This window comes from Nonomuraea cavernae (assembly GCF_040655715.1).
Lineage (GTDB): Bacteria > Actinomycetota > Actinomycetes > Streptosporangiales > Streptosporangiaceae > Nonomuraea > Nonomuraea cavernae_A.
Map to the genome: position 1 here is coordinate 21,667 of NZ_JBFAKL010000003.1, position 22,120 is coordinate 43,786.

18 protein-coding genes are annotated in these 22,120 nt (G+C 71.1%); 10 read left to right on the forward strand and 8 right to left on the reverse strand.

Annotated elements, in window-relative coordinates; translation table 11 throughout:
• Window positions 1-25: 25 nt before the first annotated feature.
• Window positions 26-1,030 (reverse strand): trypsin-like serine peptidase, encoded by a 1,005-nt coding sequence (locus AB0I38_RS05445; protein ID WP_358462358.1) that lies wholly within the window; start codon window positions 1,028-1,030, stop codon window positions 26-28.
• Between the two features lie 197 nt (window positions 1,031-1,227).
• Here AB0I38_RS05445 and dxr point away from each other — a divergent pair, with 197 nt between their 5' ends.
• The 4 genes from dxr (at window position 1,228) to AB0I38_RS05465 (ending at window position 6,211) form a co-directional block, all read left to right on the forward strand.
• Window positions 1,228-2,418, forward strand: coding sequence for a 1-deoxy-D-xylulose-5-phosphate reductoisomerase (gene dxr, locus AB0I38_RS05450; RefSeq protein ID WP_358462361.1), 1,191 nt, complete (start codon window positions 1,228-1,230; stop codon window positions 2,416-2,418).
• A gap of 42 nt (window positions 2,419-2,460) precedes the next feature.
• Window positions 2,461-3,627 (forward strand): flavodoxin-dependent (E)-4-hydroxy-3-methylbut-2-enyl-diphosphate synthase, encoded by a 1,167-nt coding sequence (gene ispG, locus AB0I38_RS05455; RefSeq protein ID WP_358462364.1) that lies wholly within the window; start codon window positions 2,461-2,463, stop codon window positions 3,625-3,627.
• 127 nt (window positions 3,628-3,754) lie between these two features.
• On the forward strand, window positions 3,755-5,332 hold the full coding sequence (locus tag AB0I38_RS05460) for an alpha/beta hydrolase (RefSeq protein WP_358462367.1): 1,578 nt from the start codon (window positions 3,755-3,757) through the stop codon (window positions 5,330-5,332).
• 36 nt (window positions 5,333-5,368) lie between these two features.
• Entirely contained in the window at window positions 5,369-6,211 is an 843-nt protein-coding gene (locus AB0I38_RS05465) for a GNAT family N-acetyltransferase (protein ID WP_358463220.1), read from the forward strand.
• A gap of 65 nt (window positions 6,212-6,276) precedes the next feature.
• On the opposite strand, the gene AB0I38_RS05470 is transcribed toward AB0I38_RS05465, so the two are convergent.
• Together AB0I38_RS05470 and AB0I38_RS05475 are read right to left on the reverse strand one after the other, a co-directional pair.
• Window positions 6,277-6,654 carry a DUF3037 domain-containing protein gene (locus AB0I38_RS05470; RefSeq protein ID WP_358462370.1) on the reverse strand — a complete coding sequence of 126 codons (378 nt, stop codon included), beginning with the start codon at window positions 6,652-6,654 and terminating at the stop codon, window positions 6,277-6,279.
• A complete protein-coding gene (locus AB0I38_RS05475; RefSeq protein ID WP_358462373.1) occupies window positions 6,651-7,460 on the reverse strand; it encodes a HipA family kinase in 810 nt (269 codons plus the stop codon). The genes AB0I38_RS05470 and AB0I38_RS05475 overlap by 4 nt, the downstream gene beginning before the upstream one ends.
• A gap of 203 nt (window positions 7,461-7,663) precedes the next feature.
• Between AB0I38_RS05475 and AB0I38_RS05480 the strand changes: the two genes are divergently transcribed.
• From AB0I38_RS05480 to AB0I38_RS05490, 3 genes are all read left to right on the forward strand, one after another.
• The gene (locus tag AB0I38_RS05480; protein ID WP_358462376.1) at window positions 7,664-8,473 is read left to right on the forward strand and encodes an LLM class F420-dependent oxidoreductase; all 810 of its coding nucleotides are present in this window, start codon (window positions 7,664-7,666) and stop codon (window positions 8,471-8,473) included.
• Between the two features lie 17 nt (window positions 8,474-8,490).
• The gene (locus AB0I38_RS05485; protein WP_358462379.1) at window positions 8,491-8,904 is read left to right on the forward strand and encodes a hypothetical protein; all 414 of its coding nucleotides are present in this window, start codon (window positions 8,491-8,493) and stop codon (window positions 8,902-8,904) included.
• A gap of 108 nt (window positions 8,905-9,012) precedes the next feature.
• Window positions 9,013-11,034: a serine/threonine-protein kinase gene (locus AB0I38_RS05490; protein WP_358463223.1), complete on the forward strand. Its 2,022-nt coding sequence runs from the start codon at window positions 9,013-9,015 to the stop codon at window positions 11,032-11,034.
• 92 nt (window positions 11,035-11,126) lie between these two features.
• On the opposite strand, the gene AB0I38_RS05495 is transcribed toward AB0I38_RS05490, so the two are convergent.
• From AB0I38_RS05495 to AB0I38_RS05505, 3 genes are all read right to left on the reverse strand, one after another.
• Window positions 11,127-11,963 (reverse strand): SDR family oxidoreductase, encoded by an 837-nt coding sequence (locus tag AB0I38_RS05495; RefSeq protein WP_358462382.1) that lies wholly within the window; start codon window positions 11,961-11,963, stop codon window positions 11,127-11,129.
• The gene (locus AB0I38_RS05500) at window positions 11,960-12,856 is read right to left on the reverse strand and encodes an NAD(P)H-binding protein (protein ID WP_358462385.1); all 897 of its coding nucleotides are present in this window, start codon (window positions 12,854-12,856) and stop codon (window positions 11,960-11,962) included. The genes AB0I38_RS05495 and AB0I38_RS05500 overlap by 4 nt, the downstream gene beginning before the upstream one ends.
• A 274-nt stretch (window positions 12,857-13,130) precedes the next feature.
• The gene (locus tag AB0I38_RS05505) at window positions 13,131-13,652 is read right to left on the reverse strand and encodes a TetR/AcrR family transcriptional regulator (protein ID WP_358462388.1); all 522 of its coding nucleotides are present in this window, start codon (window positions 13,650-13,652) and stop codon (window positions 13,131-13,133) included.
• Between the two features lie 97 nt (window positions 13,653-13,749).
• Between AB0I38_RS05505 and AB0I38_RS05510 the strand changes: the two genes are divergently transcribed.
• Together AB0I38_RS05510 and AB0I38_RS05515 are read left to right on the forward strand one after the other, a co-directional pair.
• Window positions 13,750-15,963, forward strand: a complete 2,214-nt coding sequence (locus AB0I38_RS05510) for an MMPL family transporter (RefSeq protein WP_358462391.1) — start codon at window positions 13,750-13,752, stop codon at window positions 15,961-15,963.
• 181 nt (window positions 15,964-16,144) lie between these two features.
• The gene (locus tag AB0I38_RS05515) at window positions 16,145-17,959 is read left to right on the forward strand and encodes a hypothetical protein (RefSeq protein ID WP_358462394.1); all 1,815 of its coding nucleotides are present in this window, start codon (window positions 16,145-16,147) and stop codon (window positions 17,957-17,959) included.
• Between the two features lie 51 nt (window positions 17,960-18,010).
• Here the strand turns inward: AB0I38_RS05515 and AB0I38_RS05520 are convergent, their stop codons facing one another.
• Window positions 18,011-18,508, reverse strand: a complete 498-nt coding sequence (locus AB0I38_RS05520) for an ATP-binding protein (RefSeq protein ID WP_358462397.1) — start codon at window positions 18,506-18,508, stop codon at window positions 18,011-18,013.
• A 405-nt stretch (window positions 18,509-18,913) separates the two neighbouring features.
• Here AB0I38_RS05520 and AB0I38_RS05525 point away from each other — a divergent pair, with 405 nt between their 5' ends.
• Window positions 18,914-20,371 (forward strand): hypothetical protein, encoded by a 1,458-nt coding sequence (locus tag AB0I38_RS05525; RefSeq protein ID WP_358462400.1) that lies wholly within the window; start codon window positions 18,914-18,916, stop codon window positions 20,369-20,371.
• A 79-nt stretch (window positions 20,372-20,450) separates the two neighbouring features.
• Here AB0I38_RS05525 and AB0I38_RS05530 read toward each other — a convergent pair whose 3' ends face one another.
• The gene (locus tag AB0I38_RS05530) at window positions 20,451-22,118 is read right to left on the reverse strand and encodes a TIGR04141 family sporadically distributed protein (protein WP_358462403.1); all 1,668 of its coding nucleotides are present in this window, start codon (window positions 22,116-22,118) and stop codon (window positions 20,451-20,453) included.
• Window positions 22,119-22,120: the final 2 nt, after the last annotated feature.

The window sequence follows — 22,120 nt, forward strand, 5'->3', positions numbered from 1 at the left end:
TCGTCGCTACTTTCGGTAAAGAGCGTCAGAGGGTGCCGGCGCTCTGCGCGGCCTGGTAGACGGCTTGTGCTTCATTTCCGAAATATGGTCCGAACATCCAGTTCGGCGCGAAGTTGTATTTAAAGCTGTTCACGGAGTTCAGCGTGCCGATCCCGGTGGACTCGTCGAAATTCCTGAACCACGGGCCGCCACTGGAGCCACCGGTCATGTTGCAGGTCAGGCCGTGATCCCGGGACATCAGGAAGTCGTCGAACGCGCGCCCGGCGCAGTAGATCAGCTTCGATCCGTCGTACGGCGCCGCCGCCGGGTAGCCGAACGCGTACATCTGCTGCCGCCTGGCCTGGTTGAACGCCACGCCCTGGCCGCCCACCGCGTCGACCAGCGTCCTGCCCTCCAGTGGCGCCACCACGGCGGCGGCGATGTCGAAGTCGATGTCCTCGCTCGCGTTCCACTGGGGGGTGGTCAGCAGCCTGCCGGCCACCCACGTGCCGTGGGGCCGGTTGCCGTTGGCGTAGCCCGGCACGAACACCCAGTTCGTGTGGAACGCGCCGCCGAGCTTCACGCAGTGCCCCGCGGTCATCACCACGCTCTTGTTCGCGCTGGACACAGCGGAGCCGGAGCAGGAGGAGTTGCGTCCCTGGTAGGTGAAGAAGACCCGCCCGGTGGTGCGCGTGACCGTGCCGCCGCCGGTCCACGGGGCGCCGGGGCTGTTGGCGGCCTGCGCCCGCGCGGAGGTGGGCCCGGTGCCCTGGGTGGTCGACGGGACCCCCGCGGTGGGCTCGTCGGCGACGTCCGTCCTTGCGCCCTGCCTGGGCGTCGGGGCGGCGAGCGGCTGCGCCGCCTCCATCTTCTGCGGAGTCCAGTACCGCAGGACGGTCTTCTGCTCTGCGGGGGAGTCGGCGGCGGCCTTGGCGGCGGGCTTGGGGGCGCGCTGTGGGGACGCCGCCTGTGCCTGGGCCGCTCCCACCGGAAGCAGGGCACCCCCGAGGGCGAGGGTGACGACGGAGAGCAGAGCGACTCTGCGGTGCATTACGTACCTCCCGGAACCGGAATCTGAGGTTGGAAGGTAGCGGGAGAAATATTCGTATTTCTCGATATTTGCGCATACGGATATGGCGATATTCCGGCATTAATCGGCTCAGATATCTGCCGTCACATAAGTCGCCGGTTTCCGGGCGCCGGCGAACCCCGTGTCTGGGCGCCGCGCGGAGCGGGGACAATGGACGCGTGCATGCAGACACCCACCGCTCCGTGGTCGTCCTCGGCTCCACCGGCTCTATCGGCACCCAGGCGCTCGACGTCATCGCCGCCAATCCGGGCGGGTTCCGCGTCGCGGCGCTCGCGGCCGGTGGTGGCAAGGTCGAGCTGCTGGCCAGGCAGGCGGCCGAGTTCCGGGCCGAGGCCGTGGCGGTCGCCGATTCCGCGGCGGTCCCCGCGCTGCGCGAGGCGCTGGCCGCGCTCGGCGCCGATCCGGCAGTGCTCGCCGGGCCCGAAGGCGTCGCGGAGGTCGCCGCCTGGCAGGCCGACGTGGTGCTCAACGGCATCACCGGCGCGCTCGGCCTGACCTCCACACTGGTCGCCCTGGAGGCGGGCCGCACCCTCGCGCTGGCCAACAAGGAGTCGCTGATCATCGGCGGGCCCCTGGTCAAGCGGCTGGCCAAGCCGGGCCAGATCCTTCCCGTCGACTCCGAGCACTCGGCCGTCCAGCAGTGCCTGTGGGCCTCCGGGCCCGGCGGCCACGACCCCGACGCCGTCAGACGGCTCGTGATCACGGCGAGCGGCGGGCCGTTCAGGGGCATGAAGCGGGCCGAGATGGCCGAAGTGACGCCCGAGATGGCGCTGGCCCACCCCACCTGGTCCATGGGCCCGGTGATCACCGTCAACTCCGCCACCCTGGTCAACAAGGGGCTGGAGGTGATCGAGGCACACCTGCTCTTCGACATCGGCTTCGACCGGATCGCGGTGGTGGTGCACCCGCAGTCGATCATCCACTCCATGGTCGAGTACATCGACGGCTCCACCATCGCGCAGGCCAGCCCGCCCGACATGCGGCTGCCGATCGCGCTGGCACTCGGCCACCCGGCCCGCCTGGCGGGCGCGTCCCGGCCCGTCGACTGGACCACCGCGCACACCTGGACCTTCGAGCCGCTCGACGACGAGGCGTTCCCCGCCGTCGCGCTGGCCAGGCACGTCGGCGCCGAGGGCGGCACCGCGCCCGCCGTCTACAACGCGGCCAACGAGACGAGCGTCGACGCGTTCATGCGCGGCGAGCTGCCGTTCCCGGCGATCGTCGACACCGTGGCCAAGGTCGTCGCCGAGCACCAGGTCACCCGGGCCGACACGGTCGAGGAGGTGCTCGCCGCCGACGCCTGGGCCCGCGCCCGGGCGGCGGAGCTCACGGCCGGGCAGTCCCGATAGCTACCTAGACTGGACAACGTCGTCGACACCCAAGAGGGAGAAATGTCTTCTGTAGCACTCGGCATCCCGACGGTCCGCACGAAGCCGCTCGCCGAACGCCGACACTCCCGTCAGATCATGGTCGGTGACGTCCCCGTGGGGGGCGACGCGCCGGTCTCCGTGCAGTCGATGACCACCACGGTCACCGCCGACGTCAACGCCACCCTGCAGCAGATCGCCGAGCTCACCGCCTCGGGCTGCCAGATCGTCCGCGTGGCCGTGCCGTCCCAGGACGACGCCGAGGCGCTGCCGACGATCGCCAGGAAGTCGCAGATCCCGGTGATCGCCGACATCCACTTCCAGCCCAAGTACGTCTTCGCCGCGATCGAGGCGGGCTGCGCGGCTGTGCGGGTCAACCCCGGCAACATCAAGAAGTTCGACGACAAGGTGGGCGAGATCGCCAGGGCGGCGGCCGACCACGGCGTGCCCATCCGCATCGGCGTCAACGCCGGCTCGCTCGACCCGCGCCTGCTGCAGAAGTACGGCAAGGCCACGCCCGAGGCGCTGGTCGAGTCGGCCCTGTGGGAGTGCTCCCTGTTCGAGGAGCACGGCTTCCGTGACATCAAGATCTCGGTCAAGCACAACGACCCGGTCGTCATGATCAACGCCTACCGGCTGCTGGCCGCCAGGTGCGACTACCCCCTGCACCTGGGCGTCACCGAGGCCGGCCCGGCCTTCCAGGGCACGATCAAGTCGGCCGTGGCCTTCGGCGCGCTGCTCGCCGAGGGCATCGGCGACACGATCAGGGTGTCGCTCTCGGCGCCTCCCGTGGAGGAGGTCAAGGTCGGCGCCCAGATCCTCGAGTCGCTCGGGCTGCGCGAGCGCGGCCTGGAGATCGTGTCCTGCCCGTCGTGTGGCCGCGCCCAGGTCGACGTCTACACGCTGGCCGAGCAGGTGCAGGCGGGGCTTGAGGGCCTGACGGTGCCGCTGCGGGTCGCCGTCATGGGCTGCGTCGTCAACGGGCCGGGAGAGGCGCGCGAGGCCGACCTCGGGGTCGCCTCCGGCAACGGCAAGGGGCAGATCTTCGTCAAGGGCGAGGTCATCAAGACGGTGCCCGAGTCGCAGATCGTGGAGACGCTGATCGAGGAGGCCCTGCGCATCGCCGAGGAGATGGGCGTGGAGGTCGACCTCGGCGACGACTCCCCGGGCCCGCAGGTGACCGTGGGCTGACCCTCCCCACCCTTCCGTTACGGCGTGCAATCGTCTGATTACACGTTGGCAAGCTTTTCTCCATACCCTGCGTGACCGATCCGTCACCCCGCGAGCATCTCTCCTTATGAGATGGGGGAGCGGTCAGGTGAAGCGGTTCGTACGAGTGGTCGCGGCCTTGGGGATGCTGGTCGGCGGGGTGGTGGGCGTCCAGGGGAGCGCCGCCGCGCGAAGCCGGCCGGTCGACGCGATCGTGTGGGGGGCGTGCCCGCAGACCAAGGACACCCCGCCGGGCGGCACGCCGGGTGTGGAGTGCGCGACGGTGCGCGTGCCACTCGACCACCGGGAGCCGTGGGGCCAGTCGATCACGCTGGCCGTCAACCGGATCCGGGGCAAGGTCTCGCGCGATGCCAACCACCTGGGCACGCTGCTCGTCAACCCGGGCGGTCCGGGCGCGTCCGGGCTCCGGCTGGCCGAGTTCGTGGCCGCCACGCTGCCCGCCGAGGTGGCCGCGCGCTACGACGTGGTCGGCTTCGACCCGCGCGGGGTCGGAAGCAGCCGGCCCGCGATGCGGTGCGCCGACGCCTCGTCCTACTACGCGCCGCCGCGGCTCGACGCGGTGCCGCGCACCAGGCGCGACGAACGGGCCCTGCTCGACCGGGCCGGCGACTACGCCGCCCGCTGCGGCAACCTGTGGGCCTGGCTGCTGCCCCACATGACCACCGAGAACGTCGCCAGGGACGTCGACACGATCCGGGCCGCCCTGGGCGAGCGGCAGATCAGCTACCTCGGCTACTCCTACGGCACCTACATCGGCGGGGTCTACGCCACGCTCTTCCCCGACCGGGTCAAGCGGCTCGTCATGGACAGCTCGGTCAGCCCCGACGACGTCTGGTACCAGTCCAACCTGGACCAGGATCCCGCCTTCGACCGCAGGCACCGCGCCTTCCTCGACTGGACCGCGCGGCACAATTCGGTCTACAAGCTGGGCGGCACCGCCAAGGAGACCGGGTTCGCCTGGTACGCCATGCGCTCCCGGTTGCGCGACCGGCCGGCCGGCGGCGTCGTCGGCCCGAGCGAGCTCGACGACCTGTTCACCCTCGGCGGCTACACCGACCGCATCTGGCCGGAGCTGGCCCGGGTCTGGGCGGCGTACGTGCGCGAGGGCGACGTCAAGGGGCTGCTCGAGACGTACAACCGGTTCGGCAGCCAGGACGCCGAGGACGAGAACGGCTACGCCGTCTACCTGAGCGTGCAGTGCCGTGACGCCGCCTGGCCGCGTTCGTGGGACACGTGGCGGCAGGACATGGCCCGCATGCACCGCCGCGCGCCGTTCATGGCCTGGCAAAACGCCTGGTTCAACGCGCCGTGCGCGTTCTGGCCGGTCGGCGGGGGCAAGCCGGTCGACGTCCACGGGTCGCCGAAGCTGCCGCCCATCCTCATGCTTCAGTCGCGCGGTGACGCCGCCACCCCGTACCAGGGAGCGCTGCGCATGCTCCGGCACTTCCCGACCGCGCGGATGGTCGTGGAGGAGGGCGGCAACCACGGCGTGTCGCTGGCCGGCAACCGGTGCGTCGACCGGCACCTGGCCGCGTACCTGACGGATGGCACGATCCCGGCGCGCACCACCGCCTGCGCCGCCCTCCCGGAGCCCCGGCCGGTGGTGCGCCTGGCGGCCGGCGGGGGTTTGGGTCACGATCGGCTCACCGACGTGCTGTCCAGATAAGCCATTCCGTAGTCGTTCGCGTAGTCTGACCATGTGATGCTGCGTACATCGGCGTCGCGTGTGCTCGACGACAGCGATCGGGACGAGGCACTCGCCTTGCTCGACAACGACCCGGTCGCCAACGTCTTCGTCGCCTCCCGGGTGCGGACCGTCGGACTCAATCCGGCGCGGCTGGGCGGGCAGATGTGGGGGTTCGGGCCGCGCGGCGGTCTCGTCTCGCTCTGCTACGCCGGAGCCAATCTGGTGCCGGTCGGCGCCGGTCCGGAGGCCGCGCACGCGTTCTCCGAGCGGGCCCGCAGGCAGGGGCGTCGCTGCTCGTCGATCGTGGGGCCGGTCGAGGCGGTCTCGGTGATGTGGGAGCGGCTGGAGCCCTACTGGGGCAGGGCCCGCGCGATCAGGTGGGCGCAGCCGGTCATGGCGATCTCGCGCAAGCCGCTCGTCGCGGCCGACCCGCTGGTGCGGCGGGTCCGGCCGGAGGAGTTCGACATCCTGCTGCCCGCCTGCGTGGCGATGTTCACCGAGGAGGTGGGCGTCTCGCCCAACCTCGGCGACGGCGGCGCCCTCTACCGCACCCGGGTCGCCGAGCTGATCCGCATCGGCAGGTCCTACGCCCGCATCGACGATGGGCGGGTGGTGTTCAAGGCGGAGATCGGCGCGGTCACGCCGTCCGCCAGCCAGATCCAGGGCGTCTGGGTCGATCCCGAGCTGCGCGGCCGGGGACACGCGGTGGCGGGCATGGCGGCCGTCGTGGAAGCGGCCCTCGCCTGCTTCGCCCCGGTGGTCACGTTGTACGTCAACGACTTCAACACCTCGGCGCGGGCCGTCTACCGCAAGGTGGGCTTCCACGAGGTCGACACCTTCATGTCGGTCCTCTTCTAGGTCTCAGGCGTTCTAGGTCTCAGGCGTTTCCGGGTCACAGGCGTTCTACGTCTCAGGTTTCGAGGTCACAGGCGCACGAGAACGTCGAAGAGCCGGGTCAGCTCGGCGCCGGGATCGGCGGTGAGGCCGGCGTGGACCGGGCTGGTCTGGACGATCGTGCTGCGCGGCGCGGTCAGCCAGCGGAACCTGGCGCCCAGCGACTCGCCGGTCAGCGGGCCGGCCTCCTCGCCACAGGCCAGCTCGTAGGCGCAGAGGGCCCGGCGGACGCCCTCGGCGTCTGTGTCGGGGTCGAGGGCGCGCAGCCGCACGGCGTCGAGCTCGACCCGCGCGCAGAGGTAGCCGCGGGGCTGGCAGTAGAGGAGCACGCCGGCGTTGATCTGCTCGCCGCGCTCGATCCGGGGCACCACGCGGATCACCGCGTACTCGTACACGTCCCTGCTCATCGGCGGACTCCGCGCCAGAACTCGCCGACGGACCCCGGCCCCGGCCGGGAGGTCTTCGGCTCACCGCGGGTGAGCCACGCGCGCGGCCCGTGGGCGCGCCGCAGCAGGTGGTCGACGTAGGCGTCACGGACCTCCTGGGCCGAGTCGAACCCCGGCTCGCCGTCGAGCCAGGCGTCGGGCACCAGGGCGGTCACCTTCGTCAGCAGCTCCGGTGTGATCCGCGCGGAGAGCTCCTCGGCGGCGGCGTCGACGTCGGTCGCGAACGGGGCCAGCACGTGGTCGCCCGCGTCGAACGGGCGCTGAGGGTCGGCCGTCCGCCAGTTGTGGTGGAACCAGAGCGCGGCGCCGTGGTCGATCAGCCAGACGTCCTGGTGCCAGACGAGCAGGTTGGGGTTGCGCCAGCTGCGGTCGATGTTGTGGATCAGCGCGTCGAACCAGAGCAGCCGGGAGGCGAACGCGGGGTCGGGTGTCCAGATGAGCGGCTCGAAGCCCAGGGCGCCGGGCAGGAAGTCGATCGCCAGGTTGACGCCGGTGCTGGCCTTGAGCAGGTCCTGGACCTCCTCGTCGGGCTCGCGGACGCCGAGCTGGGGATCGAGGTCGATCAGCCTCAGGTCGGGGGTGCGCAGGTCGAGCCGCCGGGCGAGCTCGGCGCAGATGATCTCAGCGACGAGGACGCGACGGCCCTGCCCGGCTTCGCGAAATTTCACGACATAGGTGCCGAGGTCATCGGCTTCGACCACCCCCGGCAGCGAGCCGCCCTCCCGCAACGGCGTCACGTAACGGGTCGCCGCGATCCTTTCCAGCACGCCCCGAGGCTATCGCGCCGCGGGCCCGTGCCCGGCCGGGGCGTTCATCCACTGGTTCCGGTCGCCACGGTCACACCTGGGCCGCGGTTCCGCGGACAGGGGAAGATGGAAGACTTCACCGAAGACCTCTTCCATGGAACGCCGCTCCGCGGCAAGGTACTGTGCCTAACAATCGCTTGTTTGACGCTCAAGGACGGTGCGGCATGAGGATCGGCGTCACGATGTTCACCACGGATCTGGCCATGCCGATCTCCGATCTCGCCAGGGCGGCCGAAGATCGCGGCTTCGTCTCGTTGTACGTGCCCGAGCACACCCACATCCCGATCTCGCGGCGCACCCCGCCTCCGGCCGGGCAGGCCGAGCTTCCCGAGGAGTACAAACGCACCCTCGATCCGCTGGTCGCGCTCTCGTTCGCCGCCGCGGTGACCGAGCGACTGCTGGTCGGCACCGGCATCCTGCTCGTCGCCCAGCGCGACCCCATCGTCACCGCCAAGGCCATCGCCACGCTCGACCGCCTGTCGGGCGGGCGCGCGGTGGTCGGGATCGGCTTCGGCTGGAACGTGGAGGAGATCGAGAATCACGGCGTGCCGTACGGTTCGCGGCGCGCGGTCACACGTGACCACATGCTGGCGATGCGGGCGTTGTGGCGTGACGAGGTCGCCTCCTTCGACGGGTTCGAGGCATCCTGGTCTTGGCCGAAGCCGATCTCCGCGCCGCCCGTCTACGTGGGGGGCGCCGCGGGGCCCAAGCTGTTCGCGCACGTCGCCGAGTACGCCGACGGCTGGATGCCGATCGGTGGCAAGGGCATCAAGGCCGCGCTGCCCGCCCTGCGCGAGGCGTGTGAGAAGGCCGGCCGGCCGATGGCCAAGGTGATCCCGTTCGGCACGCTGCTGACCAGGGAGAAGCTCGACTACTACGCGGGGCTGGGCGTCGAGGAGGTCGTGGCGGCTCTGCCCAGCGCGTCGTCCGGTGAGGTGCTGGCCAAGCTGGACGAGTACGCCCGGCTCATCTGAGCGCCGCCGGTGTGAGCGTGCGCGAGCGGCGGCGGGTACGGCCGTGGCAGGCCGGGGTGGCGGCGGCCGGGGTGGCGATGGCGGCCGCCGGCTTCGGGTTCTGGCTGCGCGGCGCGCAGGGGCCGGGGCTGGAGGGCACCTGGACCGGGTCGGCCGGTCGGCCGGGCGCCGGGCGGGTGTTTCCGGTGGAGATCCGGCTGGCCGGGGCCGAGGCGACCATGCGGTGGGAGGCCGGGCTGCGCTGTTCCGGACGGCTCGGCCGCACCGGCAGCGGGTTCGTGTTCACGCTGGATCGGGTCGAGGGCGACCGGTGCGTCTCGGGCACGTTGCGGATGTTCCCCGGCCAGGACCTCGACCGGCTGGTCATCAAGGTGACGCGCCAGGGTGACGAGGATGTGACGTATTCGGGTCATCTCTCTCGCCCTTCTTGACCGTTTTTGTCTCGTTCGGGTGGCGATTGTCGTGGTCACCGTTGACTCCCGGCCGCCGGTTGCCTTCAGTGGGAAGGGAAGAAGGCGGCGAGGGGAGAGGCCGTGCCTATGGCACAGCCGCTCAGAACGGGGGACCCGCGACGGCTCGGGGCGTACGAGTTGTCCGGGCGCCTGGGCGAGGGCGGTCAGGGCGTGGTGTACCTCGGGACGAGGGGCGAGGAGCGCTACGCGGTCAAACTCCTGCACGGACCCGTGGGGGACGAGCGGGCGGCGTTCCTGCGGGAGGTGGAGCTGGCCAAGCACGTCGCCCGGTTCTGCACCGCCCAGGTGATCGAGGCGGGGTTCGACGACGGCCGGCCGTACATCGTGAGCGAGTACGTCGACGGGCCGTCGCTGCAGCGGCACGTCGCGCTCACCGGGCCGCCGGCCGGCGCCGCGCTGGAGCGGATCGCGGTCGGCACCGCGACGGCGCTCGCGGCTATCCACCGGGCGGGCATCGTGCACCGCGACTTCAAGCCGCAGAACGTGCTGCTCGGCGCGGACGGCCCTCGGGTGATCGACTTCGGGCTGGCGCGGGCGCTGGACGCGGCGGCGACGGTGAGCGGCAGGGGAGTGGGCACGCCCGCCTACATGGCGCCGGAACAGATCACCGCGTCGGTCGTCACCGGGGCCGCCGACGTGTTCTCCTGGGGCGCCACGATGTGCTTCGCGGCCAACGCGTCGGCGCCGTTCGGGCAGGACTCCGTGGCGCCGGTGCTGCACCGCATTCTGACCGCCGAGCCCGAGCTCGGCCGGCTGGACGGCCGATTACGGGAGATCGTCGAGGCGTGCCTGGACAAGGATCCGCGTAACCGGCCCGCCAGCCGCGAGCTGCTGCTCGACCTGCTGGGCGACCCGGAAGCCGCCCCGCCGGAGGTGCTGCGCTCGCCGCCGCCGCACATCCTGCGGGTGCCTCCGATGAACGCCTTCGCGCCACCGGACTCCGGGCCGGACTCCGGGCCGGACTCCGGGCCGGACTCCGGGCGGGACTCAGGACCGGTCGCCCAGCCGGAGGTGACCGGCACGCCCGGCGGCTATCGCCTGGCCGGCCCGGCCAGGGCCGCCGGCCATTCGGCTCCGGGATCCGTCGAGGGCCGCCATTCGGCTCCCGGATCCGCCGAGGGTCCGGCGCATGGGGCAGCGCAGGGGACCGGGCCGGGGTTCGCCGATGCGGAGACGCGGCGGACCGGTCAGGCGTTCAACCGGGCGGGCCTGGCGGTGTCCGCCGCGCTGCTGGTCAGCGCGGCCGTGCTGGTCACCGTGGTGGTGCCGGCGTTCCGGCCGGACGGCCCGCCGCAGGCCGCCGGGCGGCCCACGGCCATTACGACCGCCCCGGCTGTCACGTCGTCCTCTCCTGGCAGGACCGCGAAGACGGGCACACCGACGCCGGAGCCGCGCGGGTCGTCGTCCGAAGCACCGGCCAGGGTGCCCGTGGGGGTGCGGGTGCCCGCGCTGGCGGGGCTGGACCGGGCCGCCGCGATCAGGGCGCTCAAGCGGGCCGGGCTGGTCGCCGGGGCCGTCACGCGGACCGACTCCGCCCGCGCGATCGGGCGGGTGCTGAGCACCCAGCCCGGGGCGGGAGCCCTGGTGTCCAAGGGGAGCACGGTCGGGCTGCGCGTGTCGGCCGGCCTGCCGGTGCCCACGGTCGCCGGGCTCCAGCGTGAGCCCGCCGAGGCCGCTCTGACCGGCGCCGGGCTCACGGTGGGCCAGGTCACCACCTCCTGCTCCACGCAGCCGGACGGTCAGGTGCTGTCGAGCAAGCCGGCGGCGGGCAGCCGTGCCGCGGGGGGCGCCCGGGTGTCGCTGGTCGTGTCCCGCCAGGGCGTGACCGTCCCCACGGTCACCGGCCAGGCGCCCGCCGCCGCGCGGGCCGAGCTGCGCGCCGCCGGGTTCGCGGTGCGGCGGCAGAACCGGCAGGTGACCGACCAGACACAGGTGGGCACCGTGCTGGCGCAGAGCGTCGCGGCCGGCGGGTGCGCCGGCGCAGGCAGCGTGGTGGCCATCACCGTCGGTGTCGCGGCGCAGACCGACCCCGATCCCACCGAACCCTCGGACCCGCCGTCCAGCCCGCCTCCGGAGCCACCCGCCTAAGGAGAGCCCGGCCTGGCCGGATTGCCGACCAGGCCGGGCCATGGGCTCGTTCCGTGGCTCGATCACCTTGGAGCCGAGCGACCCCTTCGCGATTACCTGAACGCCGCCACGTTCTCCACCGCCCATTCGGCGAACGTCCGTCCCCGGCGTCCCGTGAGACGGGGGATCACGGCAGCCCACCCCTCGTTGAACGGGTCGTGGTCGCGGGCCGACTCCGCCCACATACCGAACAACCAATCAACCACCTCCGAGGGATACCCGTCGGCGATCCACTGGTCCCGTGCCGTCACCGGATCCTGTTCCTCCAGGCGCACCCGCTCGCCGAGCGCTGTCCCGATCGCTTCGGCCTGCTGGGCGATGGTCAGCGCCTCCGGCCCGGCGAAGGTGTACGTGTGTCCCTCGTGCCCGTCCTGGAGCAGGACCGCGGCGGCGACGGCGGCGACGTCGGCCTCGTGCGTGGGCTGGGTCAGCGCCCCGCCGTACGGACGCCGCACCACCCGCTCGGCCCGGATCGACGGCGCCCAGTCCAGCCAGTTCCCCGCGAACTCGCCGGGCCGGACGTGGGTCCAGTCCAGGCCCGACGCCTCCACGGCCCGCTCGCTGACGTGGTAGCCGTCCTCGAACGTCTCGTCATCGGCCCCGGCCCCTGACAGGTCCACGATGCGCCGTACCCCCGACTCCACCGCCATCGCGACGACCTCGGCGGCCGTCTGCGCGACCGGGAACAGGTACAGCCGCTCCACACCTACCAGTGCCGCCCGCAGCGACTCCGGGTTTTCCAGATCGCCCTTGCACACCTCGACCTGACCGGGCAAGGCGGCACTGGCGGGGTTGCGGGTCAGGGCACGTACGTGCCGTTCCGCCTGCAGCAGTTCGGCGACGACCCGTCGGCCCACGGTCCCGGTCGCTCCGGTCACCAGGATGGTCATGCCGCCTCCCCGAGGAAGTCTCCCGCGTGGTCGGCCGCCCACTGGACGAACGTGCGTGGTGGGCGGCCGATGATCTCCTCGTAGGTGCCGGTCGGCGGCAGCACGCCCGGGCCGTCCACCGCGTCGGCCGACAACTCGATCATCCAGTCGGCGATCTCCGGCGGGTAGCCCTCGGAGAGCCACTGGGCGCGGGCCTGCGCGGGGGTCAGTTCCTCGAACCGCACCTCCGTCGCGATGGCGGCACCGATCGCCGCCGCTTGCTCGATCTGGGTGACCTTGGCGGGGCCGGTGATCGTGTACGCCGCGCCGAGATGCTTGTCGGTGATTAGCGCCTCGACCGCCACATCGGCCACGTCAGCCTCATGGACCAAGGGATAGCCGGACCGGCCATATGGCGCGCGGACCCTACGCTCGGCACGGATCTGCTCCGCCCACCCGAGCGCGTTGACGGCGAGTAGTCCCGGGCGTACGTGCGTCCACTCCCGGCCGGTGGCTTCCACCATGAGCTCCAGCCCGCGATGGGCCTGTCGTTCTTCCTCCAGGTGGCGGCCCAGCGCGCTCTGGTCGTTCGACGGGGTGAACCCGGCGGCCGCGGCCGAATGCACCACGAAGCGGCGTACGCCCGCCGTGGCCGCCTGCTCCACGAATCCGAGCCCAGCGGACTCCGGTGCGTAATACGCGTACGGGAACACATAGACCCGCTCGGCTCCCTTCAGCGCGGCCGGCCAGGTATCCGGTCGCGTGAAGTCCCCGTGGACTGACTCCACTCCCTGCGGGAGGCGGGCCGTCCGCGGGTCGCGGACCATGACGCGTACCCGCTGGCCGGCGCCGACCAACCCGTCGACGACGCGACGGCCGATGTTGCCGGTCGCGCCCGTCACTAGAATCGTCACGTTGCTCCTCTGTTTGCTTGAGGCGACATGCCGCCGTCGCGTCCGTGGCCATGGTTTCGCGGCGGCGGCGTTGAGACCCGCTGATGCTAGGCCGCTTCAGCAGCGCCCGCATATGGACCGTTCCCGACATGCCGGTAGCGGTCCACCCCCGGCAGACGGACATCGGGTGTCACACCGGAAGACGGCGCAGACGGGCCGTGCATCGTGTCCCTGCCGGCGGCGGTCACGCGCGTGGTGCCGCCCGCTCGGCGACGGCCGGGGCGGCGTGTCCGGCCTAGATCGCCTGGGCCGCTCGGGTGAGCACCTTCTCCACCTGCTCCGCGGGCAGGTCCATGGTCTGTACGACGCCCCACTGCAGCGCGCCGAGCACCGCCCAGCCGCGCAGCCTGCTCTCGGCGCTCGGCTCGGGGCCCGTCAGGCGGGTCAAGATCTCGTCACGGAACGTTCTGAGGGCCTCGCCCGGTGAACCCGGCGGGGCGTCGTCGGCGCCGCTGAGGTCCTCCATGACCAGCCGGATCACCGCCCGGTGCCGCACCATGAAGTGGACCAGCGCGTCGACGAACATCCGCCGTCCGTCGAAGTCGGTGCCCAGCAGCGCGAGCATGTCATCGGCGGCGGGGGCGAGCAGTTCGGCGGCCAGCCGGTCCTTGGGGTGGAAGTGGTAGGCGACGGCCGTCTTGGTGAGGCCGACGGCCGCCGCGATGTCGGCCAGCGACGTGTTGGCGTAGCCGCGCTCGGCGAACAACTCCTGGGCGGCCGCCAGGATCCGGCTGCGAGTGTCGTCGGCTGTGGTCATCGTCTCATTTCCGCACATGTACCGGCGTACCGGATAATTGGCGTTCTACCGTAGTCCTGTACGACCGTACAGGACGGCCGTCGAGGGGGATTCTGCGATGACGCGTTTTCTGGGACGGCTGGGCGGCTGGTGCGCACGACACGGGCGGATCGTTCTGGCGTTATGGGTGATCGCGGCGGCGGGGCTGCTGGGCGGCAGCCTGGTGCTCGGCAGCCCGGTCAGCACCGACATGACGATCCCCGGCACCAGCGCGCAGCGCGCCCACGACCTGATGCGCTCCGGGTTCGGCCCCGGCTACGCGCCCGGCGGCACCGTCCAGCTCGTGCTCTACTCCGAGCAGGGACCGCTGACCGACGAGCACCGCAAGGAGGCCGTCGAACGGACCATCGACCGCCTCGGCGCCATGCCGCACGTCGTGAAGGTGGAGACGCCGTACCGGATGGGCGGGATCGCGTCCAACCTGCGCATCGGCGTCATCACCGTGCGCATGGAGGGACACGACCACGCCAAGCTCGCCGAGACCACGCAGGCCCTGTCGAAGGCGGCCGACCCCGCGCGTGCCGCCGGGCTGGAGGTCGTGCCCGCCGACAGCTCGACGCCGGCGGACAAGGAGATCAAGACCGGTCCCAGCGAGATCATCGGGGTGACGTGCGCGCTGGTGGTGCTGGTGTTCGCGTTCGGGACGCTCGCGGCGGCGCTGGTGCCGATCTTCGCCGCGCTGGTCAGCGTCGCCACCGGGCTGGGCGTCATCGGGCTGCTCGGACACGTCGTGGACGTGCCCAAGCAGGCCGGCATCATGGCCACGATGATCGGCCTCGGCGTGGGCATCGACTACGCGCTGTTCCTGCTGTCGCGGCACCGGCGGCTGCTCGCCTCCGGCGTCTCCGTCGGCGAGTCGGTGCGCCGGACCGTGGCCGGCTCGGGCGGGGCCGTGGTGTTCGCGGGCGGCACGGTCATCATCGCGCTGAGCGCGCTCATGCTCGGTGGCTTCCCGCTGCTGCGGACGCTCGGCTGGATCACCGGCATCTCCGTGGTGACCGCCGTGCTCACCTCGATCACGCTGGTGCCCGCGCTGCTCGGGTTGCTCGGGCACCGGATCAACGCGCTCAAGGTGCCCTTCCTCGGGCGTCGCGGCGAGTCGTCCGGCTGGGCCGGGCTCGGCGCCTGGGTCGCCCGCCGGCCGTGGCGGGTGCTCCTCGGCAGCGTGCTCGTGCTCGCCGCGCTGGCCGCGCCCGCGCTGGCGCTGAAGCTCGGGCCGCTCGACGACGGCTACGGCACGAAGGGGTCGGACGCCCGGCGCTCGTACGAGCTGATGGAGGTCGGCTTCGGGCCCGGCTTCAACGGGCCGCTCGTCGTCGTCGCCGAGCTGCCGTCGCGGGTCGCGGACACCGACAAGCCCGCCCCGATCGTCGAGCGGATCACCCGTGCGATCGAGGCCGTCGACGGTGTCGCGCACGTGGCGCCCGCGCAGGTCAACGAATCGGGCCGGTCCGTGCTGGTCCAGGTCATCCCCGAGTACGCCCCCAGCGACGCCCGGGCCGCCGAGGTGGTGCGGGACGTCCGCGCGATCTCCGTGCCCGGCGTCACGCTGCACGTCGGCGGGGAGGTCGCCGCCCTGGCCGACGCCTCCGACCGGATGGCCGAACGGACCCCGCTGGTCATCGCGGTCGTCGTGCTGCTCAGCGCCCTGCTGTTGCTGCTGGCCTTCCGCGCGCCGGTCATCGCCGTCAAGGCGGCGCTGATGAACCTCATCTCACTGGGGGCCGCCTTCGGGGCGCTGGCCCTGGTGTTCTCGGTGGGGCTGGGCAGCGGGCTCGTCGGCATGGACGCGCCGGCCAGCGCCTCCTACCTGGAGACGCTCTTCTTCACGGTGCCGATCGAGAGCTACACGCCGCTCATCTTGTTCGCGGTGCTGTTCGGGCTGTCCATGGACTACGAGGTGTTCCTGCTGACCGCCGTGCGCCAGGCGTACCAGCGGCACGGCGACAACTCCCGCGCCGTGGCGGAGGGCCTTGGCACGACCGGCCGGGTCATCACCTCTGCCGCGCTCATCATGGTGGCCGTCTTCGTGGCCTTCATCGCCTACCCGGACCCGCTGGTCAAGACGTTCGGCGTGGGCCTGGCGGTGGCCGTCGCGGTGGACGCCACGATCATCCGCGGTTTCCTGGTGCCCGCCACCATGGTGCTGCTCGGCCGGCTCAACTGGTGGTGCCCGGCCTGGCTGGACCGCCTGCTGCCCAACCTGTCAGTCGAGGGCCACGACGACGATCCGGCCCCCGCGCCGCCCGCCAAGGAACTCGTCCGCACCTGACCGGTACGGGCCCGATCTCGTCGTCGCCTTCGTGGCCTGTTCGGTCCGCGAGGGCGGCGACGACGGCCAGGCCTCTTCGGCGGGGGCCGGCGGAGCGGACGCGCGTGGCCGCTTGTGCGCCGGTCATCCGTAGTGGGATGGTGCCGCCCATGACCAAGAGAATCGAGATCTCCTTCCAGCGGTGAACGTGGCCGACGAGCGCTGGGCGCTCGACCACCCACCTGCCCTGTTCGATCACGCCTCCCGGCTCCATGAGTCGGCGCCCGACCTGCCGCTTCCCGACGGCGGCTGCCGCTGTCCGGACCAGGACGACGAGCCTGTCGAGTGGGGGCCCGCCTCCACGTCCTCCTCGCTCAGGAGGCTCCTCGCCAGGCTGGAAGCGTTCGCCACCGATCCGGACCGCTCCCTCGCCTCGCTCCACGACGACATCCGTGACCTGCGAGCTCCCCTGTGGGTGCTCGACCAGCTGAAACCGGACGAGCTGTCCTGGCTTTCCGGTGATCTCGCGCACGAGACGGGCATCTGGCTGGTGCGCCACGGCACCCACCACCTCCCCACCCGTGTGGGCCTCCACCTACTGGCCGGCAGAGCCACCTCGCAGGACGCCGAGCTCATCCGGACCATCGGCCTGCTGTCCTGCCTCGGCCCAACGGCGGTGAACGTCCTGGAGACGATCCCCGAAGTGACGGCCGACCTGATCTGGCTGGCCGATCGGGCATCGCCCCTCACTCGCACCCGGGCCATAGCGGCGATGTGCCGCATCGGGGACCTGACCGCCATCGGCTGGCTGCTCCGCCACGCCGCCGACGGCCATTATCCGACGGGGAGCGACACCGTACGGATCGCCGAAGCGGTGTCCTTGGCGGACGTCCTGGCGGAGGGCACCACGATCGACAACGAGATCGTCCTCACCGCCGCCCGGCTTCTTCAGGGACTGTGCTCCGCCGACGGCTATCCGGCCCGGCCGGATGAGTATCACGACGCTTGCCGGGCGATCGCGGCCTTCGCGGTACACGCCGCCGAGGCAAGGCCGGAGCTGGACCTGCTGGCCGCACTCATCACTCTCGCCGAGGAACTGCGCTCTGGTACTGTCGCCCTCCTTCCCTGGCCGACCGGAGAACTCGCCGCCACACTCACCCGGCTGGACCGTCTGATCGCCTCGCCGCGCTGGGTGCCGGTCCTGGCGGAAGCGCGGCGTTCCGCCGATCGGATGACCCGCTGGCGGGCGGGCTGGGCGGCCCGTGCCATCTCCAGGCCGTCCCCCGACCTGGCGTCGCCGGACGACGCGCATGACCGGCTGGCCATCCGGGTCGCCGTCCCTGATCCCGTACGGTCCGGCCGGGTCGAGACCCGGCTGCTGGTGAACCGCCGACCGGTGATCGCGGCAGCGTTCCGCAAGGGCCCGCCGTACGAGCCAGAGCAGCTGCTCGGCGCTCTGCAGGCCACCGACCGGCCGCACGAGGCACGAATGGCCGAGGCGTACTGCACCGAGGGCTGCTGCGGAGCCCTCTACGTCACCATCGTGCGCGACGGCGACACCGTGATCTGGCGAAGCTGGCGCGATCCCGACGGAACGGTCACGCTGCCGCCGTTCCGCTTCCAGGCGGCGCAGTACGCCGAGACGATCGCCCAGGCCGTACGCGACCACGGGTGGGAGTGGCCGGCCCGCAGCCTGGCGCGCCGGCTCGACCGGCGGCTGCGTGACGAGCCGGAGGCGCTCGCGACCTGGCAGTGTGATGTCGGTGGCGTGTTCGCGCGGACCGCGGAGCAGGACACGGTCAGGATGACCTTCTGGTATCCGGGCCGTCCTTCGTCGCGGGATGGCGACGATCCGTGGCTTCAGTTCCAGTGGGTCATCCCGGTCGACGACACCGACCTCGACGCTCAGGTCGCTCAGCTGGCCGACCGCCTCCACCGCACCGACCCCAAGACCTATGCCAAGGTCGTCGGCGGCTCGCCAGAGTACGCCCACCGCCTCGGCTTCCCCTGGCAGTGACCAGGCGATCACCGGGTCCGGCCGTCCACACCTGACCGGTACGGGCTGATCTCAGGGAGTGTGGATTCTCGCCCAGACTCTGTGGCCGATCTCGTCGTCGCCCTCGTGGCCTGTCCGGTCCGCGAGGGCGGCGACGATGGCCAGGCCTCGTCCGTGTTCGGCGGTGGTGCGGCAGGGGTTGGCGAAGCGCGGGGTGGCGCCCCATCCGCAGTCGTAGACGGCGAGGGTGATCGCCGTGGTGGTGCGGGTGATCTCGACGATGAACGTGCCGTGGGGACGGTTGCTGCTGGTGTGCTGGAGGGCGTTGGTGGCGAGTTCGGCGACGATGAGTTCGGCGTCGTCCTGGCGAGGGGAGTCGGCCAGGAGGTAGCGGGTGAAGTGGCGGGCGCGGGGGATCTGGTCATGGGTGCCGGGGAAGGTGCGTCGCCAGGTCAGGCCGCCGGGGTGCAGGTCGATCATCGCGTTGACGTGCTCGGGCCGGATCGGGTGGGTGGGGGTGCCTTGTTCAGGGATGAACAGAGGCGTGGATATCTCTGCGAGCTCGGTCATGGTGGACTTCTCCGTGGAACTCGTGGATGGATAAGGCGTTCCGCCCGGCGGATCGGGGCGCGGTGATCCGTCGTCCGTAGGGTGGCCCGGGAGGCGCGGCGCATGGACCCCCGGTCTCGCGTCAGTCGATCATCCACCCGCTGCAGGCCCTGACCTGCGCGGATCTGCCTGGGCCCGCGATCGACATCTCCCGCGACCTGGTGCCGCCATCCCACCGACTCGACCAGAACGTGACGATCCCTATACTCTGTGTGCGCAATCCCAGGCCAGAGGGGGTGCTCGATGTCCGGCGAGGGCTACAGAGTCCTGTTGCAGGCTCGCTCGTGGAGCGAGCGCCTCCGTGCGAAGGGCTTCACCTGGGATCAGGTCGCCGACGTGCTCGCCCTCGTTCACGAGGTCAGCCCCTTGCGGCTCTACCGGCTGGCGCACGGCCGCACCGCCAGGGACGTGGTCGCCATGGTCAACGACGCCGATCCGGCGGGCACGGCGTCCCTGCGCGAGGCGCGGCTGTACGACTTCGAGGCCTGGCCGGGAGCGGGACGCCGACCGCCCGCACGTCTCCTCGTCGCCTTGGCCCGGATCTACCAGACCACCGCGCGGAGCCTGGTCAGCGGTGACGATCTGGCGTCGTACCGCGGTGCCGACCGTGATCTGATCGATGGCGCGGACTTTCGGGCCATGGATGTCAACCGGCCGCCATCCCCGGATCGCGAACACCGTGTCAGCATGGAGGAGGTCGCAGAAGTCAGACCCGTCGACAAGACGACCTTGGACGCGTCGGCGTGCCTGCGGTTGCTGCGCGCCACCGGCGTCGAGGAGGCCGACGTGAAGCGACGCGAGCTGCTCTTCGAACTGGCACTCATGCTGGGTGGCGCGCGGGCTCTGGACCTGCTGCGCGTCCTCACCCCTGGCGAAGAGGAACGCCTGGCCGGGGTGCTGCGCGCCACCTGGCGGGTGGACGAGGCGACGGTGCGTACGTTCGAGAAGCTGACGATGCACGCGCGTCAGGCCGACGACATGTACGGACCCGAGACGCTGTTGCCCGTCGTGAACGGGCACCGCGCGGCGCTCGCGCGGCTCCTCGCCCGCGAGTCGATGCCGCCAGGGCTGCATGATCGGCTGCTCGGCGCGTACGCGCAGCTGTCGCAGTTGTCGGGCTACCTGGCCTACGACCTGCTCGACTACGCGGCGGCCGAGCAGGCGTTGCACGGCGGGTTGCGGGCGGCACTCGACCTCGGCGACCCGACATTGATCGGCTACCTGCACTGCTGGCTGGGCAATGTGGCCGCTTACCAGAACCGGTCGACCACGGCTTTGGATCATGCCTTCGCGGCTCGGAGCTGGGTTGCCCGGTCTCCAAGCAGACTGTTGCGCGCGATGAACGACTCGCTGCTGTCGACCGCTCACGCCGCCGCTGGTGACGTCTCGGCGAGCACTCGGGCGCATGACAACGCGGTGGCCCTGGCCAACACACCGAAGGACACCGAACCGGCGTTCTTGTATTGGATCTCGCCTTCGATGGTGGAGCGCAAGGCGACCACGTCTCTGGTCCAGCTGAAACAACGTGGGCCTGCGCTGGCAGCGGCCCAACGGTCCATTGTCGGCCTCAGGCCAGGGTTCAAAAGGGATCGCGGGTTCGCGCTCGTCTGGTATGCCGACGCCCTGATCCTGGCCAGAGAGATACCCGAAGCCGCGGCCAAGCTGACGGAAGCCACCGACATCGCCTCGCAGCACAGCTCGGCCCGTCTGACCGATCAACTCACGAAAGCGCGGGCCGCACTGGAGCCGTGGGCGGGCAACACCTACGTACGGCAGCTGGACGAGACCCTGCGTGCCCGTGGCCTGTGGCGAAGAGGGCGCTAGGCACCTACGGATGGTCAGGAATCTGTTGAGGTAGGTGCCGACGCGGGATAGCACCTACCTCAACGGGAAGTTCGACTCCTTAGCTCTGCACGCCGCAGGCGCACGGACGGCTACGGACTCCGACGACTTCGATCGTGACTCCCCAGGCCCGGAGAACAGTGGCGGTATGCAGCAGGGCCACCTGCGCGAAAGGGAAGAGGGTATCGGCGGTGAGCTCGGTGCCATCTTTCAGGAGGATCGCCAGCACGACCCTCTTGGGCTGGAAGCCCTCCGGCAGACTCCACCCCCCAGGGGCCTGCGCAACCCTCTCCCGGAACCCCGCCACCGCCTCAGGGTCGTGCTGCAGCGCCTGAACGGCCACCAGCACCTGCTTGAAGAGATGGCTGAGCGCCCCCGCCCGATGGGCGCGTTTAGCCATCATCAGGGTCCCGTCGGGGAAGAGCACGTCGCAGATCTCAACCCCGTTGCCCCGGTGCAGGCGGGTCTTCACGAGCTTCTTGTCCATGCAGAGGTAGCCGCGGCCGAAGTTCTCGATGTCCTCGCAGAAGCGGTGCTCGTCATGCGCCAGGTCCCAGGCAGGCAGGTCATCCGTGGCAGAGGAGACGATCAGCTTCTGCACCCGGTCGCGCACCGTGGCGAGGTACGCGGGTCCGATCTCGTACCAGTCCTCGTCGAGAAGGAAGAACCGCCGGTCGTCCAGCGCCACATCGGCCTCAACCCACCGCAGGGCGCTGGAGAACCAGATCACGTCGTCGCTGCGCGTGCGGCTGTCGTCGTAGAGAACGACCTTGCCCTGGCTCAGGGCCGTGACTCTCGTGCCCGCTCGCTGGACGCGCAGCCGGTCGAGCAGGTAGGGGAGGTTGAAGGTGTCGCCCACCTGCCCCTGCCGGCTGTTGATCCGGATACGGAAGGCACGGGTGGCCAGGTAATGATCCCATTTGCCCTGAGGCACGGCTCCCGCCACCCGGCCCTCGTCGGGCTGGCCCAGTAGGTCGTCCAATGCCTCCGCCAGCCGGGCGATGAGGGCCGCATCCACGACCTCGGTGATGTGCTCGACGAATTCAAGGTCCGGATGCGGGCGCTCTTCGCGGCAGATCCGGGAGATCTCCCGAGCGTCGGAAAGGAGATCCGAGCCCTCCACTCCGAGATGCAGCCGGAGGCCGACCCCGCCGTGAGCGCTGGAGACCCGCGCCCGCGTCCGGCTGGAGACGGTGAGCTTCACGCCATCGAGCCGACCGCCGATCGTACGGACGATCTGCGCGTGCTCCTCGATGCCGAAGGTCCTCACGGATGCTCCGCCGGGAACCAGAGTGATGTCGGTCTTCCCACTGCCCGGCGTCTGCCGGACGAGGTCGTTGACCTCGGCGGGGTTGACCTGCCGGATGGCGAAGCGCAGCCCGAAGCGTTTGTCCTTCAGACGGTCGGCGATGAGGTGGTGACCGAGCCCATAACCGATGGCGTACACCTCATCGTCCAGGGCGAACATGAGCAGCGAGGCAGGGTTGACGCAGGGCCGGGAGACCTGGCGGCGGCTGGTGCGGCGCAGGTCGGCGTACCAGCTTGCCTCGGTCTTGGCGAACACGCCATCGATCAGGATCGCCGGCACGCCGAACTCGTCGGTGAGGATCTCGAGGTCGGCGCTGATTGAGATCAGTTGCGCCATGTCAAGGGCGTCGCACATCGCCTCGATGGTCGGGGCGATGCCCTTGAGCCGGTACAGGGTGCGCTTGGCAGTGGTGCTGGTCATTG

What these genes read in the sequence shown, in the direction of transcription:
- AB0I38_RS05510 (WP_358462391.1), top strand. Translation starts at nt 13,750, where the DNA reads ATGACGCGTTTTCTGGGACGGCTGGGCGGCTGGTGCGCACGACACGGG.
- ispG (WP_358462364.1), top strand. Translation starts at nt 2,461, where the DNA reads ATGTCTTCTGTAGCACTCGGCATCCCGACGGTCCGCACGAAGCCGCTC.
- AB0I38_RS05505 (WP_358462388.1), bottom strand. Translation starts at nt 13,652, where the DNA reads ATGACCACAGCCGACGACACTCGCAGCCGGATCCTGGCGGCCGCCCAG.
- AB0I38_RS05470 (WP_358462370.1), bottom strand. Translation starts at nt 6,654, where the DNA reads ATGAGCAGGGACGTGTACGAGTACGCGGTGATCCGCGTGGTGCCCCGG.
- AB0I38_RS05445 (WP_358462358.1), bottom strand. Translation starts at nt 1,030, where the DNA reads ATGCACCGCAGAGTCGCTCTGCTCTCCGTCGTCACCCTCGCCCTCGGG.
- AB0I38_RS05490 (WP_358463223.1), top strand. Translation starts at nt 9,013, where the DNA reads ATGGCACAGCCGCTCAGAACGGGGGACCCGCGACGGCTCGGGGCGTAC.
- AB0I38_RS05520 (WP_358462397.1), bottom strand. Translation starts at nt 18,508, where the DNA reads ATGACCGAGCTCGCAGAGATATCCACGCCTCTGTTCATCCCTGAACAA.
- AB0I38_RS05530 (WP_358462403.1), bottom strand. Translation starts at nt 22,118, where the DNA reads ATGACCAGCACCACTGCCAAGCGCACCCTGTACCGGCTCAAGGGCATC.
- AB0I38_RS05465 (WP_358463220.1), top strand. Translation starts at nt 5,369, where the DNA reads ATGCTGCGTACATCGGCGTCGCGTGTGCTCGACGACAGCGATCGGGAC.
- AB0I38_RS05495 (WP_358462382.1), bottom strand. Translation starts at nt 11,963, where the DNA reads ATGACCATCCTGGTGACCGGAGCGACCGGGACCGTGGGCCGACGGGTC.
- AB0I38_RS05480 (WP_358462376.1), top strand. Translation starts at nt 7,664, where the DNA reads ATGAGGATCGGCGTCACGATGTTCACCACGGATCTGGCCATGCCGATC.